The 14,562-nt window shown below is 65.2% G+C and carries 12 protein-coding genes; 5 read left to right on the top strand and 7 right to left on the bottom strand.

What is annotated here, in order from left to right:
- Window positions 1-28 precede the first annotated feature (28 nt).
- The 5 genes from EJ077_RS28335 (at window position 29) to EJ077_RS28315 (ending at window position 5,569) form a co-directional block, all read left to right on the top strand.
- Window positions 29-688 carry a phosphoribosylanthranilate isomerase gene (locus tag EJ077_RS28335; RefSeq protein ID WP_208698035.1) on the top strand — a complete coding sequence of 220 codons (660 nt, stop codon included), beginning with the start codon at window positions 29-31 and terminating at the stop codon, window positions 686-688.
- An 89-nt stretch (window positions 689-777) separates the two neighbouring features.
- Window positions 778-1,998 (top strand): tryptophan synthase subunit beta, encoded by a 1,221-nt coding sequence (trpB, locus tag EJ077_RS28330; protein WP_208698033.1) that lies wholly within the window; start codon window positions 778-780, stop codon window positions 1,996-1,998.
- Between the two features lie 62 nt (window positions 1,999-2,060).
- Complete coding sequence (trpA, locus tag EJ077_RS28325; protein WP_208698031.1) at window positions 2,061-2,900, top strand: tryptophan synthase subunit alpha; 840 nt, start codon at window positions 2,061-2,063, stop codon at window positions 2,898-2,900.
- A gap of 48 nt (window positions 2,901-2,948) precedes the next feature.
- The gene (gene accD / locus EJ077_RS28320; protein WP_208698029.1) at window positions 2,949-3,875 is read left to right on the top strand and encodes an acetyl-CoA carboxylase, carboxyltransferase subunit beta; all 927 of its coding nucleotides are present in this window, start codon (window positions 2,949-2,951) and stop codon (window positions 3,873-3,875) included.
- A 368-nt stretch (window positions 3,876-4,243) separates the two neighbouring features.
- Window positions 4,244-5,569, top strand: a complete 1,326-nt coding sequence (locus tag EJ077_RS28315; RefSeq protein WP_208698027.1) for a bifunctional folylpolyglutamate synthase/dihydrofolate synthase — start codon at window positions 4,244-4,246, stop codon at window positions 5,567-5,569.
- A gap of 28 nt (window positions 5,570-5,597) precedes the next feature.
- On the opposite strand, the gene EJ077_RS28310 is transcribed toward EJ077_RS28315, so the two are convergent.
- From EJ077_RS28310 to EJ077_RS28280, 7 genes are all read right to left on the bottom strand, one after another.
- Window positions 5,598-6,011 carry a type II toxin-antitoxin system VapC family toxin gene (locus EJ077_RS28310; RefSeq protein WP_208698025.1) on the bottom strand — a complete coding sequence of 138 codons (414 nt, stop codon included), beginning with the start codon at window positions 6,009-6,011 and terminating at the stop codon, window positions 5,598-5,600.
- Window positions 6,008-6,256: a plasmid stabilization protein gene (locus tag EJ077_RS28305; protein ID WP_127280589.1), complete on the bottom strand. Its 249-nt coding sequence runs from the start codon at window positions 6,254-6,256 to the stop codon at window positions 6,008-6,010. Before EJ077_RS28305 ends, EJ077_RS28310 begins: the two co-directional genes overlap by 4 nt.
- 132 nt (window positions 6,257-6,388) lie before the next feature.
- Window positions 6,389-6,670, bottom strand: a complete 282-nt coding sequence (locus EJ077_RS28300; RefSeq protein WP_127873332.1) for a cupin domain-containing protein — start codon at window positions 6,668-6,670, stop codon at window positions 6,389-6,391.
- 135 nt (window positions 6,671-6,805) lie between these two features.
- Window positions 6,806-7,129 (bottom strand): thioredoxin, encoded by a 324-nt coding sequence (gene trxA, locus EJ077_RS28295; protein WP_015314366.1) that lies wholly within the window; start codon window positions 7,127-7,129, stop codon window positions 6,806-6,808.
- Between the two features lie 74 nt (window positions 7,130-7,203).
- Entirely contained in the window at window positions 7,204-10,710 is a 3,507-nt protein-coding gene (gene addA, locus EJ077_RS28290; protein ID WP_208698023.1) for a double-strand break repair helicase AddA, read from the bottom strand.
- Window positions 10,707-13,841, bottom strand: a complete 3,135-nt coding sequence (gene addB / locus EJ077_RS28285; RefSeq protein ID WP_208698021.1) for a double-strand break repair protein AddB — start codon at window positions 13,839-13,841, stop codon at window positions 10,707-10,709. Before addB ends, addA begins: the two co-directional genes overlap by 4 nt.
- Window positions 13,838-14,560, bottom strand: a complete 723-nt coding sequence (locus EJ077_RS28280; protein WP_208703149.1) for a nucleotidyltransferase family protein — start codon at window positions 14,558-14,560, stop codon at window positions 13,838-13,840. The genes addB and EJ077_RS28280 overlap by 4 nt, the downstream gene beginning before the upstream one ends.
- Between the last annotated feature and the right edge of the window lie 2 nt (window positions 14,561-14,562).

Genomic DNA, 14,562 nt, shown 5'->3' with positions numbered 1-14,562 from the left:
TGGCGCTTTTCATGTCAATTCCCGCGCCATGGCGCTCGACATCAAGATCTGCGGCTTGAAGACCGATCAGGCAATGGCTGCGGCCCTGGCCGGCGGCGCCAGCCATGTCGGGTTCATTTTCTTCGCCAAAAGCCCGCGCTATGTCGAACCGGCCGAAGCTGGCCGTCTGCGCGAAGCGGCGCGCGGCAAGGCCCTGGCGGTTGCCGTTACCGTCGACGCCAATGACGCCTTCCTCGCTGAAATCGTGGAAAAGATGCGGCCCGACATGCTGCAATTGCACGGCTCCGAAACCCCCGAGCGAGTGGCCGAACTGAAAGTCCGCCATGGCCTGCCGGTGATGAAGGCGTTGCCGCTCAGCAAGGCTGCCGATCTCGAACGGATAAGGCCGTTCGCCGGCATCGCGGACCGTTTCCTGTTCGACGCCAAGCCGCCAAAGGGCTCCGAACTGCCAGGCGGCAATGGCATCGCCTTCGACTGGCGTATCCTTGCCGGCCTTGACGCCGGGATCGATTACATGCTTTCCGGTGGGCTCAACGCCGCCAACATCGGCGATGCCCTTCGCCTTGCCAATCCGCCCGGAATAGACATTTCCTCGGGCGTGGAGAGTGCGCCGGGCGTCAAGGATCCGGCGCTGATCGAACAGTTTTTCCGGGCCGTCAGGGCCGCGCGCGACGACCGCGCCGCCTGAACAAATTTCGAACCCTGAGCATGTCCCGGAAAAGTGGGAACCGGTTTCCGACAAGGACATGCTCAAAGTACAGATCTAGGAGATCGGCGATGAACAAGCCGGCGACACCCAATTCCTTCCGTACTGGACCCGACGAGCAGGGTATGTTCGGCATTTTCGGCGGACGTTTCGTTGCCGAAACGCTGATGCCCCTCATCCTCGACCTGGAGAAAAACTGGAACGAGGTCAAGAACGATCCGGATTTCAGGGCCGAGCTGACCGATCTGTCCACCCACTATGCCGGGCGGCCGTCAAAGCTCTACTTCGCCGAAGGTCTGACGAAGCATCTTGGCGGCGCGAAAGTCTATTTCAAGCGCGAGGATTTGAACCACACCGGCTCGCACAAGATCAACAATTGCCTCGGCCAGATCCTGCTGGCCAAGCGCATGGGCAAGAAGCGCATCATCGCCGAGACCGGCGCCGGCCAGCATGGCGTGGCGTCCGCCACCGTCGCCGCCCGCTTCGGCTTTCCCTGCGTCGTCTATATGGGCGCGACCGACGTTGCCCGGCAGAGCCCCAACGTCTTCCGCATGAAGCTGCTCGGCGCCGAAGTGCGGCCCGTCACCGCGGGTCACGGCACGCTGAAGGACGCCATGAACGAAGCCCTTCGTGATTGGGTGACCAATGTCGAGGACACCTATTATTTGATCGGCACCGCCGCCGGTCCGCATCCCTATCCGGAGCTGGTGCGCGACTTCCAGTCGGTGATCGGTACGGAGGCACGCGCGCAGATCCTCGAACAGGAGGGACGGCTGCCCGATACCATCATCGCCGCCGTCGGCGGCGGTTCCAATGCCATTGGCATGTTCCATCCTTTCCTCGATGACAGGCAAGTCCGCATCATCGGCATCGAGGCCGGCGGGCGCGGCCTCGACGGCATCGAGCATTGCGCCTCGATGAATGCCGGCTCTCCAGGCGTGCTGCACGGCAACCGCACCTATCTCCTGCAGAACGCCGACGGCCAGATCATGGACGGCCATTCGATCTCGGCAGGCCTCGATTATCCCGGCGTCGGCCCGGAGCATTCCTGGCTGCGCGATGCGGGCCGTGTCGAATATGTGCCGATCCTCGACGACGAGGCGCTCGAAGCCTTCAAGTTGACGACGCGCGTCGAAGGCATCATCCCGGCGCTGGAATCCGCGCACGCCATTGCGCACGCGATGAAGATCGTGCCTGCCATGGACAAGGACCAGATCGTCATCGTCAACCTGTCCGGCCGTGGCGACAAGGACGTGCACACGGTGGCCTCGATGCTGGGTATGGAGATCTAGGCCCTTTGGACAGTTTCGATTTGGGAGTTGATTATGAGCAAAATTCGTCCAAAGGGCCAGACATGACCACTCGCATCGACCGCCGCATGGCGAAGCTCAGGAACGAAGGCCGCCCGGCGCTCGTCACCTATTTCATGGGTGGCGACCCCGACTATCAAACTTCGCTGTCGATCATGAAGGCGCTGCCCAAGGCGGGCGCCGACGTGATCGAGATGGGGATGCCGTTCTCCGACCCGATGGCCGACGGCCCGGCGATTCAGGCTGCCGGCCTGCGCGCGCTGAAGGGCGGCCAGACGTTGGTGAAGACGCTGAAATTGGCGTCCGACTTTCGCGCCGGCGATGACGAAACGCCTATCGTGCTGATGGGCTACTACAACCCGATCTACATCTACGGCGTCGATCGCTTCCTCGTCGACGCCAAGGCGAGCGGCATCGATGGGCTGATCGTCGTCGACCTCCCGCCGGAGATGGATGAGGAACTGTGCATTCCGGCGCTGAAGGCCGGCATCAACTTCATCCGGCTGGCGACGCCGACCACCGACGACAAGCGCCTGCCCAAGGTGCTGCAGAACACGTCCGGCTTCGTCTACTACGTCTCGATGACCGGCATCACCGGTGCGGCACTCGCCGACACCGGCAAGGTGGCGTCGGCGGTAAAGCGCATCAAGGGTCACACCGACTTGCCTGTCTGCGTCGGCTTCGGCGTCAAGACCGCCGAACAGGCGCGCGTCATCGGCGCCAATGCCGACGGCGTGGTCGTCGGCACGGCGATCGTCAATGCTGTCGCCAATGTGTTGGGGCCGAAGGGCGAAAAGACCGCCGATCCGGCCGAGGCCGTCGCCACGCTGGTCAGCGGCCTGGCGCAAGGCGTGCGCTCGGCCCGCCTTGCTGCTGCCGAATAGTTTTCCTACGTCTTTACCCAACTCTTCGTCAGGACAGGAGCCGAAGCGATGAACTGGATCACCAATTACGTTCGCCCGAAGATCAACTCGATGCTCGGCCGGCGCACCGACATGCCCGAGAATCTTTGGATCAAGGATCCCGAGACCGGCGAGATGGTGTTCCACAAGGACCTGGAATCCAACCAGTTCGTCATCCCGTCCTCCGGCCATCACATGAAGATCTCGGCCAAGGAGCGGCTGAAATTCTTCTTCGATGACGGCAAGTACGAGACCCTGGACAATCCCAAGGTCATGCAGGATCCGCTGAAGTTCCGCGACGAGAAGCGCTATGTCGACCGGCTGAAGGACGCCAAGGCCAAGACCGGCCTGGACGACGCCATCATCAATGCGCTGGGGACCGTCGAGGGCCTGCCGGTGGTGGTGACGGTGCAGGATTTCGCCTTCATGGGCGGTTCGCTCGGCATGGCGGCGGGCGATGCCATCGTACATGGCTTCGAGGTCGCCTTGCAGCGCAAGCGGCCGCTGATCCTGTTCGCCGCTTCCGGCGGCGCCCGCATGCAGGAAGGTATTTTGTCCCTCATGCAATTGCCGCGCACCACGGTCGGCGTCGACCGGCTGAAGGAAGCCGGCCTGCCTTATATTGTCGTGCTGACCAACCCGACCACCGGCGGCGTCACCGCCTCCTACGCCATGCTGGGCGACGTGCACATTGCCGAGCCCGGCGCGCTGATCGGTTTTGCCGGGCCGCGTGTCATCGAGCAGACCATCCGCGAGAAATTGCCGGACGGCTTCCAGCGCTCCGAATATCTGATGGAGCACGGCATGGTCGACATGGTGGTGTCGCGGCTTGAGCTGCGCCAGACCATCGCGCGGCTGTTGAAGATGCTCCTCAAGATGCCGGAGGAGCAGAAGCCGCTCGAGCCGGAAATCCTTCCACCGGCGGTGGTTGCGACCGAAGCCCGGCCGCAGGCCTGACGCGACACCAAGCGCCGCCGTGCACAATTGCGCACGGCGCGCGCCTTCGTCATCCTAGGGCGAAGCAGGAGCGTAGCTCCGTCGCGGAGACCCTAGGATCCATGCCGTGACCTGCGAACTGCGCCACGGCTCTAGTTGCTGTGAAACTGTAGAGGCGCTTGAGTGGACGTATTGACAGGACGCTGGGACAGAGAGGCAAGGCCTTCTGGGCCGCTGCGTCTTTTCGGTGAAGGTCACGGAATGGATCCTAGGGTCTGCGCCGCGTCGCTACGCTCCTTGCTTCGCCCTAGGATGACGAAGGCGTCGCTCCGTCTTCATGGCAGACGAAACCTGATGCGCCAACACAAGTCTTTTGAGGGCCTGTCGTTATGACGACGCTTGCCGCCGACCGCGAAATCGAAGCCCTGATGGCGCTTCACCCGAAAGGCTTCGACCTTTCGCTCGACCGCATCACGCGGCTGCTGGAGCGGCTGGGCAATCCGCAGGATCTGCTGCCGCCGGTCATCCACATTGCCGGCACCAACGGCAAGGGTTCCTGCGCCGCCTTCTCGCGGGCGCTGCTGGAAGCTTCCGGCCGGCTCGTCCACGTCCACACTTCGCCGCATCTGGTCAGCTGGCACGAGCGCTACAGGCTGGCCGCCGAGGGCGGCGGCAGGCTGGTCGACGACGATATCTTCGCCGAGGCCATCGCCCGCGTCGCCAAGGCCAATGCAGGCCAGAAGATCACCGTGTTCGAAATTCTCACCGCCGTCACCTTCATCCTGTTTTCGGAACATTCGGCCGATGCCGCCATTGTCGAGGTCGGTCTTGGCGGCCGCTTCGACGCCACCAATGTCATCGCGCGGCCGGCCGTGTCGGTGATCATGCCGGTGTCGATGGACCACGAGGCCTATCTCGGCGACCGTGTCGAGCTGATCGCCGCCGAAAAGGCCGGCATCATGAAACGCGGCTGTCCCGTGGTCATCGGCGCCCAGGAAAGCGAGACGGCGCTGCAGGTGCTGATCGACACCGCCGAGCGGCTGGAATGCCCGACCCTCGTCTATGGCCAGGATTTTCTCGCTTTCGAGGAAAACGGCCGCATGGTCTACCAGGACGATGATGGCTTGATGGACCTGCCGTCGCCGCGCCTGCCCGGTCGCCACCAGTTCGCCAATGCCGCCGCCGCGATCGCCGCGGTCAAGGCCGCCGGCTTCGAGATCAGCCACCGCGCCGCCGAGAAGGCGATGACCAACGTCGCCTGGCCCGGCCGCATGCAGAAGCTGGTGCAGGGCAGGCTGGCGGACATGGCGCCGAAGGGCGCCGACATCTGGCTCGACGGCGGCCACAATCCGGGCGCCGGCGTGGTCGTCGCCGAAGCGCTGGCCGAGCAGGAAGAAAAGAACCCGCGCCCGCTGTTCCTTATTTCAGGCATGATCAACACCAAGGACCAGAGCGGCTATTTCCGCGCCTTCAACGGCTTGGTCAGGCATGTCTACACGGTGCCAGTGAGCCAGAGCGATGCCGGCGTGCCGAACGACGAACTGGCGATCCGCGCCACGGAAGCCGGGCTGACGGCCGAACCGGTGAGCTCCGTCGCCAGCGCGCTCATGCTGCTGCGCGACACCTGGGACGGCCCGCCGCCGCGCATTCTGATTGGCGGGTCCCTCTATCTGGCCGGTGCGGTGCTGGCTGAAAACGGCACGCCGCCGACTTGATACGCTGACAATGTGCGCCTTGCCCGATTCAGAAGTCCCACGGCGAGACCATCTCGAGGCCGGTGGCGCCAAAGTCGCTGAGATTGCGTGTCGCCAACCGGCCTCCATTCACGCGCGCTATCGCTGCGATCATGCCATCGGGCGCTGACATGCCGCGACCTTGGCGCGTCGCGGCCCCCATAATCTCGCCGTAAGCCAAGGCCGCCTCTTCCGTCAGCCCAAAAATCCGGTCGGCAAATCGATGGCGCCATCGGGAAAGTCCCTGCTCCAGCCGATCGGCACGCTCATCGGGCCGTATCTTTTGAATGCCAAAGGCAATTTCCGCGATCGTTACCGTGGGAAGGGCCAGTTCGGCGTCGTTGCGGACGAGCCACGCCAGCACGGCCGGGTTCGGCGTCTTCTTGAGGGTCTCCGAAATTACGTTGGTATCGACGAAAATCAAAGCTCAAGCCCTGAATGAACTTGGCGAGCTTCGTGAATAACTTCCTCCAGATCGATGTCGACGCCGGCGCTCGCGATCAGGCTGGCATAGAAGGTTGATGCGGGTTCGCGGCCCGCTTCACGGATTTCGTATGATTCAAGCGCACGTTCGACCACATCGGCTATCGAACGATTTTCGCGACGAGCAAGTCTGTGAGCCAGGTCGCGTGCTTTTGCGCTGCGGACTGAGAGCTGTGGTTCAGCCATGTCAAACTCCCGTTTGGAAAGAGATATAGACCCACCAGCATCTGCCATCAAGATGGCAGGGGATGGCATGCCAGCACAGCGTGCCGATCAGTCGATGAATTTCCCGGTGTAACTATCGGCGAGCGAACGGCCCTATTTCAGCTCGATCTCGATAAAAGCGTACTCGCCGTCATTGGCGCTGATGACGTCGTGTTCGACGCCCTCCTTGCGGAAATAGGGGGAACCTTTCTTCATCTCGGCGAAGGTCTCGCCGTCCTTGGTGACCAGCTTCAGCTTGCCGTCCATCAGCGGCACCACGACATAGTCGTGGCCGTGGCGATGCCAGCCGGTGTTATCGCCCGGCTGGAAGCGGTATTCGGTGACGATGACGCGCTCATTGTCGATGAAGACAGTAGCCTTGGCGGATCCGGTCATTTTTCTCTCTCCGTGCTTCTGCCGCCAACAAAAGACATGGAGGGCCCCCGACGTGAGTGCCAGAGCGGCGCACTGATGGCGCCAACAAAAAGCCCGGCGCGATGGCCGGGCTCAATGCTTCGAATTCAGATGGTATCAGGCGAGATTGCCATTGACCCAATGCGACAGCGCGGTCTTGGGCGCGGCGCCAACCTTGATGTCGGCCACTTCGCCGCCCTTGAAGATCATCAGCGTCGGGATCGAGCGCACGCCAAACTGGGCGGCAAGCTCGGGATTCTCGTCGATGTTGAGCTTGGCGATCTTGACCTTGGCGCCGAGTTCAGTGGCGATGTCCTCAAGTGCCGGTGCGATCATCTTGCAGGGGCCGCACCACTCCGCCCAGAAATCAACCACGACCGGTACCTGGGCATTGAGCACATCGGCCTGGAAATTGTTCTTGTCGACCTTGACGGTGGTCATGCGGAAATCCTTTCGAAATTTTTCGTCCCACCAAATGTGGTGGTTGCCGCGCCCTTCTTCAAGCAGTTCTTGTGTCACGCTCCCGTGAGTCGGGCAAGGGCGTCGTCCATGGCGCGGGCCGGGAGCTCGATCAGCCTCGGCGCTTCGGTGAACAGCAGGGCCGCCTTGATTTCCCGCCCGGGATAAAGCGGCTGCAGCAGGGCGCGATAGAGCGCAAGCTGAAGCAGATAGGCCGGCGGGACTTCGGCCAGGGAGGCGGGTGCGGGCCGGTTGGTCTTGTAGTCGACGACCGAGACCGTATCCGGCGTCACCGCCAGCCGGTCGATCTTGCCGGAGATGGAGCGGATTTTGCCCCTGACCTCCAGGCTGCCCATGATCGCGACCTCGGCACGTGACGAGGGCGCGAACAGTTGACCGAGGCCGGGATCCGCAAGGATGGCCATGACCGATGCCAGGGCCTTTTCACGCTCGGCTTGCGGCCACCCCGCACCGGTTCGCGAGAGGTAACGCTCCGCCGCACTTTGGCGGCCGCTCTCGGCAATGCCGGGCAGCATCTGCAGCAGTTTGTGCAAAGCGAGCCCGCGCATCACGGCAAAACCCGGCTCGGCATCGGCGTCCAGCACCGGCGAAGCCTTGTCGACAACCGCTTCCTTGCCTTCCTCGATCAGCGCCGAGGCGCCCGATGGCGACAACGGACGCGGCAGGTCCTCGAAAGGCGGCAAGGGCCGGAACAGGGTCGCCGGCAACGGGCTGAAAGCATCGGCCTGCCGCGCCTGTTCACTGACGCCTGGCGCGACCGGCGGCAAGTTGGTGACATGGAAACGATGCACCGGCTCGCCGCCGGCGGGGTGCGGACGCTGTTCGCTTTCCGGCGCGCCGATCAGCGCGCGGCTGACGATCGAATGCCAGGTGCCGGTGTTCGGCGCCCGCTTGCCATGATAGCCGCAGACGATCAGCCGGTCCTCGGCACGCGTCATGCCAACGTAAAGCAGCCGGCGGTATTCGTCGTCGGCGAGTTCGCGGGCGCGAGCAGCCGCCGTTTTCGAAAAGCCGTTGGCGACGTCGCTCGCCGAGCGCCAGAGATAGCCCTTGCCGTCCCAATGCCTGCCCGATCCCTCGAAAGGCATCAGGCGCGGCAAATGCTGGTCGCTGAACGGGGCGGAACCACCATCGACCAGGAACACCACCGGCGCCTCCAGGCCCTTGGCGGCGTGCACGGTCATGACCCGGACCTCGTCGCGGGTCTGATCCATCTCGCGCTTGATCTCCGGGCCGGCGTTTTCCAGCGTCGACAGGAAGGCTTCCAGCCCGGGCAGACCGGTCCGCTCGTCCGCAAGGCAGAAGCTCAGGAATTCATCGAGAATATCGCCGGCTTCCGGCCCGAGCCGGGCGACCATCTTGCGCCGCACGCCATCGCGCGCCAGCAGGGCGGCATAGAACTCGAACACCGGCTTGAAGGCGGCCTCGTCAGCCCAGGCGTCGAGCTGCGCGACGATCACCGCGAGCGCTTCGCTTTCGCCGGCTTGCTGGCGCAGCGATGTCGCCAGCGACACGCCGGGCGGCCTCTGCGCGGCGAGCGTGAACAGCCTCTCCTCCTGCAGGTCGAAGATCGGGCTGCGCAGGACGGCGGCGAGCGACAGGTCGTCCTGCGGCTGGATCAGCAGATGGCCGAGCGCGATCAGATCCTTGACCGCGATATGGCCGGGCAAGCTCAGCCGGTCGGCGCCAGCGACCGGAATGTCGCGACGCTTGAGCGCGCGGGTCAGCGCGTGGACGAAGCTATCGCGCTTGCGCACCAGCACCAGCACGTCGCCCGGCCGCAGCCGCTTGCCACGGCCCTCGATGATTTCGCCCGTGCCGATCCACCCGGCAATGGTGGCCGCGACATTCTCGGCGACGCGCACCGCCGGCGCATGGGCATGGTCGATCGCTTGCGTCCAGTCGTCGGGCTCGTCGACGGCCTCGGCACCGATCGACGGCCACAGCTCGACATAGCCCGGCGCATCGGTGCGGATCGCCTTGTGGTTCAGCGGATCGGAGTCGTGGCTGATGCCGCGGCGTACGGTCGGATCGGCAAAGACGCGGTCGACGGCGGCCAGCACATCGTCCGTGGAGCGGAACGACCAGGTCAGCTTGAGGTCGGCGAAGGATGCCTCGGCATCGCGCACCCGCCCGGCGAACAACAGCCGGCTGTCGGCGAAGGAGTCCGGGGCGGCACCCTGGAAGGAATAAATCGACTGTTTCTCGTCGCCGACGGCAAAGACCGTGCGGTGGACCCGGTCGCGAGCGCCAAAGCCGGCAAAGAATTCCTCCGCCAGCCGCTTCACCACTTCCCATTGATCCGGGCTGGTGTCCTGCGCCTCGTCGAGCAGGATGTGGTCGATGCCCTGGTCGAGCTTGTACTGCACCCATGGGCCGGCATCGGGCCGCGCCAGAAGGTTCACCGTGCGGGTGATCAGATCATTGAAGTCGAGAAAGCCGCGGCTGCGTTTCAACACTTCGTAGCGCGCGATCAGCCAGTCGGCGATGGTCAAGGCCGCGCGTGTGCCCTCCAGCATCCGGAACAGCGCCAGCCGGTCCACGATCTCCATGATGGCGCCGGCCGCCGAGAGATAGCGCTCGGCCAGGTCCGGCAGCCGGTCGGTCAGCGCCTTCTTGAAGGCCTTCGCCGGATCATAGGGATCGCCATCGGTCTTGAGGAAGGCTCTTGCCAAGAGTTGCAGCCGGCGAACGGGATCGACCTCGGCGAAAGCCTGGCGTGCATAGGGCAGGATGTTGTTCAGCACCGATCTGGCGTCGGTCGCTTCGGCTGCCTGGACAAAGCCGGCAAAATAGTCCGGCAGGAAGCCGGGCAGCGGCCATATCGACGCCGCTATGCCTTCGGCGGTCTGGCCGGGGCGGAAATGGAACTCATCGAACAAGGGCTGGAAGCCGTCGCGCCCGACAGCATCGAGGAAATCGCGCAACCCATCGCGCTTGCGCACGATCTCGCCGAGCAGGGCGTCGAGGCCGGCCTCGCCCCCACGTTCCAGCACAGCGGCGAAGGCCTCGGCTAAATTCCTGTCGCCGGCAGCCGAGATCATCTCGCGGCGCGCGGCGGCAAAAAGCGAGGCCTCCATCTGGCTGTCGAGCATCTCGAAATGGGCGGGGATATTGGCTTCCAGCGGGAATTGATGCAGCACGGATTCGCAGAAAGCGTGGATTGTCTGGATCTTCAGCCCGCCAGGCGTTTCCAGCGCCTCGGCGAACAGGCGGCGGGCTCTGCGCATGGTGTCGCGATCGGGATGACGCCCCTCCAGCGCCTCGACCTTCGCGGCCAACTCGGCGTCACCGAGGGCGGTCCACTCCGACAGCGTGGAAAAAACCCGGTTCGACATGTTGGCGGCGGCGGCGCGCGTATAGGTCAGGCACAATATCTTCGATGGATCGGTGCCGTTGAGCAGCAGCCGGATGACGCGTTGGGCAAGCACATGGGTCTTGCCCGATCCCGCATTGGCCGACACCCAGGCGGAATTGCCGGGATCGGCTGCGCGGGCCTGGCTGGAAGCCGTGTCGGTCGGGATCGGATAGGCCTTCTTCATGCCTCTCCGCCCTCGTCCCCGGCGTCTCCGCCGGCTGACCATTCGAGCACGCGGGCGAGATGGTCGTAGTCACCATCGGTTTCGCCCTCGCGAAACGGCAGCGCGCGCGACAGATAGCCGGTCGCCGGGTCGGCATAATGGATCAGCAGCTTTTCCAGCCGCGCCCAGGCCTCTTCGGCGAGATCGGCCGCGGTGCGTGGCTGGCGGTTGTGTTCGAGTATGGACTCCTCGAACACCTCGCCATTCGGCTTCAGCCTGATGAAGGCCAGTTGCGACGGCTCGCGCGCGCCCAGATCCTTGAACGCGCCTCGCCTCAGCAGCGCGCCTTCCAGCGCCAGTTGCGGCGCCAGCAGCGTATGCGCCTGCGCCTTGGAAGGCGAGGAACCCGTCTTGTAGTCCAGAATGTCGGCCATGCCGCCTGCCAGCAGATCGACCCTGTCGGCGTAACCGGACAGCGTCACGCCGGACTGCCCGACCACGGTTTTCCCAGCCCTCTCCTCGGCATGTCGCTGGACCACCGCATCGGCGCGCGTGCGCTCCCATTCGATGATGTTGGCGGCGAGCTTTTCGAAACGCGGCCACCACACCGCTTCGACATCGGCCGGAAGCGCTGCCTCGGCAAAACAGGCGCGGCCGGCGGCGATGAGCCCGGCCAGCGCGTCCGGCGCGCGCGGGTCGGCCACCTCGGAGGAGAAGAGATGCAGGATGGCGTGAAACAGCGTGCCACGCTCGGCCGCGCCCGGATCGCGGATGAGCGGATCGAGAGGCATCAGGCCGAGGATCCTTCGGGCATAGATGGCGTAGGGGTCGCGGCGCAGCGTCTCGATCTCGGTGACCGAGAAATGGCCCGGGCGCACCGGCAATGGCGGTTTCGGCTGCGGCCGCGGCGCGAAATCCCGCTTCGGCCCTGTGTCGAGCGTGCGTGCCCAGGCAAGCAGCTCATCGCCGCGCTGGCGCAGCGCCGTCGCCTGGTCGTTGCGGATGAAGGTGAGCAGCCGCTGCAGCCAGCGTGACGGCACGGCGGGCGCGTCGCCGGCACGCGCCGAGCGGGCTAGCAGCACCTTCCTAGCGCCCATGGCCATCTGGAAATCATGGGCGGCGAGGCCGATGCGCCGCTCCGGCGGTTCGAGGTCGATGCCGGTCTTCATCAGCCGCGACATGAAGCGGTCGCTCTCTGGCTTGCGCGGCCAGACCCCTTCGTTGAGGCCGCCGATGACCAGTGTGTCGACACTCTGCAACCGGGCTTCCAACGCGCCCCAGATGGCGATGTTCCTGTCGGTGCCTTGCGCCGGCTTGACGGTCTCGGGCGCGATCAGCGCCTCCATCACGTCAGGCCATTCGATTGCCGCGAACGACAGCGGCACCGAAGCCGCGACCAGCCCGCGCAATAGTTCGGCGAGCTTTTCGCCGGCATCGCCGGCGTAGAGTTCGCCAAGGCCGCCATCGGCGGAACGGCCGAGATTCTCCAAGGTAACGACACTGGCCTCGACCAGCGCGGCGAGGCCGGCTTCCGCATGGTCGCGAAAGGCCGAAAGTGGCGCCAGCGCTTGTGTGAGACCTTCAAGCAAATTCCGCGCGCCTTCGATGGAGCGCATGGTCAGGCGCGCGAACCAGAAGGGTGGCCGGCTGTCACCGCCGAGCCCGGTGAGGCCGGCCTCGAAAAGGTCCGGCAGCGAAGCGATGTCGGGGCGGCCGGTGCCGCCGCGCAGCGCCACCAGCTCGACCAGTTCCGCCGCGTGGCGCACATCGGCGCGTTCCAGGCCGAGGCCGAGCAGGGGATGCTTGAGCAGCGACAACAGGCCGACCGGATCGCCCGGCCTGAACACCGCCTCGAGCGCCAGCCTGAGCAGGCTGGCCGCCGGCGTGTTGGAAAGCGGCGTGCCGCCGGAATCGTCGGCAACGACACCGAAGCGCTTGAGTTCGACGCTGACGCGGCGTGCCAGCGCGCGGTCGCCGGTGACGAGAGCAGCCCTTTGGCCGGGTTCTTCCACTGCCTGCTTGAGCGCGACGGCGATCGCGACGGCCTCGTCGCGCTCGCTTGCCGCTTCGAGCAGCGTCACGTCGGCGAAGGCATCGGCAATATCGGACGCTGAAAACCCATTTCGCGTCTCCGCCCACAATTCGGTGGTCTCGGCCGGCCGCAACGCCTCGCCGACAAGGGCCGCCCGGAGCGCGAGCTTCGGCTCGGCCGCACCGATCTCCTCGACATCGCCGCGCAGCACGCCAATCTTGCCGATCAGCTTCGCCAGGCCGTATTGCGGATGGCCAAGCACGGCTGGACGCGCGGCGGGTGCGACGAGCGCCTGGAAGGAGGCTTCGTCCAGCATCTGGTCGAGCCCGGGCAGCACGATGGCGCCGCCGGGGAGGCCGGCGATGGTCGCAAGCAGCTCCGCCGTGGCGGGGATGGAGCCGGTGGACCCCGCGGCTATGACCGGACCGGCGGGCGGATTGCGCCGCAGCCGCGCCGCCTCGGCGCGGATCAGGGCGCTGCGATGCGCGGCCGGATTGGAGCGGTCGCTCTCCTCGAGGAATTTCGGCCAGGCATCGGTGACGATGCCGAGGAATTCGAGCGTCACCTGCCACCATCCAGCAAGGTTCCCGCTCACCAGGCTGGCAAGTTTGGCCCAGTCGGTGCCTTCTGTCTCGATCTCGTCCATCAGCCCGGCCAGATCTCGCGCCAGCCAAATCGCGTCGGCGGTGGAGGCAGGCACAACGATCTCCTCGGCGAAGAGCGCCGCGACATGGGCCGGCAACCGGCGTTTCCACGCCCGCACCAGCGGCGTCAGCAGCAACAGCCGTTCGGTGGCGGCGATCGGCGGCGCCAGATCGATGGCCACCGATGGCTCGGCCTCAAACAAGGCTTCATCCTCGTCGAATTCGCCGAGCGGACGGATCACCGGCAGGATCGCCGAACCGCCGCCGCCACGCGCCTTCAGGCTGTCGACGAACACGCCGCGCAGGGCACGTGCGGCACGGCGCGTCGGCACATAGATGGTGACGTCGGCCAGGGCAAGCGGGTCGCCGTCGAAACGAAACCCGGGGACAAGCCGGCCGCCAAGCAGCGCCTCGGCCAGCGTCGGCAGAAACGGCGCTCCGGAGGGAATGGAAAAAACGCGGCTTGAGCCGCTCATTGCGATCCGATGAGTGCGCCGGCCACCGCGTCTTCAGCGAGCGGAATGGCGTCGGGCGTGCCGACGGTTATCCAGTGACCATGCATCGGCATGCCGAACAGGCGGCCGCCGGCAATCGCCTTGTCGAAATAGGCGTTGAGCGAATGCGGTTCGGCGGGGGCGTCCTTGAACAGGCGCGGGTGGATGATTGCGGCGCCAGCATAAATCAGGCCGGCGGGATCGCCTTTCGAACGCCGCAGCGCGCCGTCCGGCGCCACCAGGAAATCGGTGCTGCCACAATGTCCTGTCGCCTGATGGAGATCCGCCAGCATCAGCAGAATATCCATTTTCGCCGCGTCCCATGCAAGGGCGAGCCGCCCGAGATTGAGTGGGCCGTGGTCGATCCAGAATGTATCGGCGTTGAGGATGTAGAACGGCTGTTGGCCGAGTTCCGGCAGCGCCTTGACGATGCCGCCGGCGGAATCGAGCAGCCGGTCGCTTTCATCGGAAATGACGATGCGCGGCGCGCGGCGCGCGGCGACATGGGCGACGATCTGTTCGGGAAGATAATGGACATTGACCACCGCTGTGCCGACGCCGGCCGCGGCCAGGCTGTCGAGGCCCCAGTCGAGCAGCGTCTTGCCGGCGATCCGAACCAGCGGTTTGGGGATAGTGTCGGTGATCGGCCGCATCCGCTTGCCAAGCCCCGCGGCAAGTACGATGGCGGTGTCCGGTCTCATTG

It is taken from the genome of Mesorhizobium sp. M8A.F.Ca.ET.057.01.1.1 (assembly GCF_003952565.1).
GTDB lineage: Bacteria > Pseudomonadota > Alphaproteobacteria > Rhizobiales > Rhizobiaceae > Mesorhizobium.
This window is presented reverse-complemented; position numbering and strand designations above follow the sequence as displayed.

Coding starts and splice junctions, on each gene's coding strand:
- EJ077_RS28335 (WP_208698035.1), top strand. CDS start 29: ATGGCGCTCGACATCAAGATCTGCGGCTTGAAGACCGATCAGGCAATG.
- trpB (WP_208698033.1), top strand. CDS start 778: ATGAACAAGCCGGCGACACCCAATTCCTTCCGTACTGGACCCGACGAG.
- trpA (WP_208698031.1), top strand. CDS start 2,061: ATGACCACTCGCATCGACCGCCGCATGGCGAAGCTCAGGAACGAAGGC.
- accD (WP_208698029.1), top strand. CDS start 2,949: ATGAACTGGATCACCAATTACGTTCGCCCGAAGATCAACTCGATGCTC.
- EJ077_RS28315 (WP_208698027.1), top strand. CDS start 4,244: ATGACGACGCTTGCCGCCGACCGCGAAATCGAAGCCCTGATGGCGCTT.
- EJ077_RS28305 (WP_127280589.1), bottom strand. CDS start 6,256: ATGGCTGAACCACAGCTCTCAGTCCGCAGCGCAAAAGCACGCGACCTG.
- EJ077_RS28300 (WP_127873332.1), bottom strand. CDS start 6,670: ATGACCGGATCCGCCAAGGCTACTGTCTTCATCGACAATGAGCGCGTC.
- trxA (WP_015314366.1), bottom strand. CDS start 7,129: ATGACCACCGTCAAGGTCGACAAGAACAATTTCCAGGCCGATGTGCTC.
- addA (WP_208698023.1), bottom strand. CDS start 10,710: ATGAAGAAGGCCTATCCGATCCCGACCGACACGGCTTCCAGCCAGGCC.
- addB (WP_208698021.1), bottom strand. CDS start 13,841: ATGAGCGGCTCAAGCCGCGTTTTTTCCATTCCCTCCGGAGCGCCGTTT.
- EJ077_RS28280 (WP_208703149.1), bottom strand. CDS start 14,560: ATGAGACCGGACACCGCCATCGTACTTGCCGCGGGGCTTGGCAAGCGG.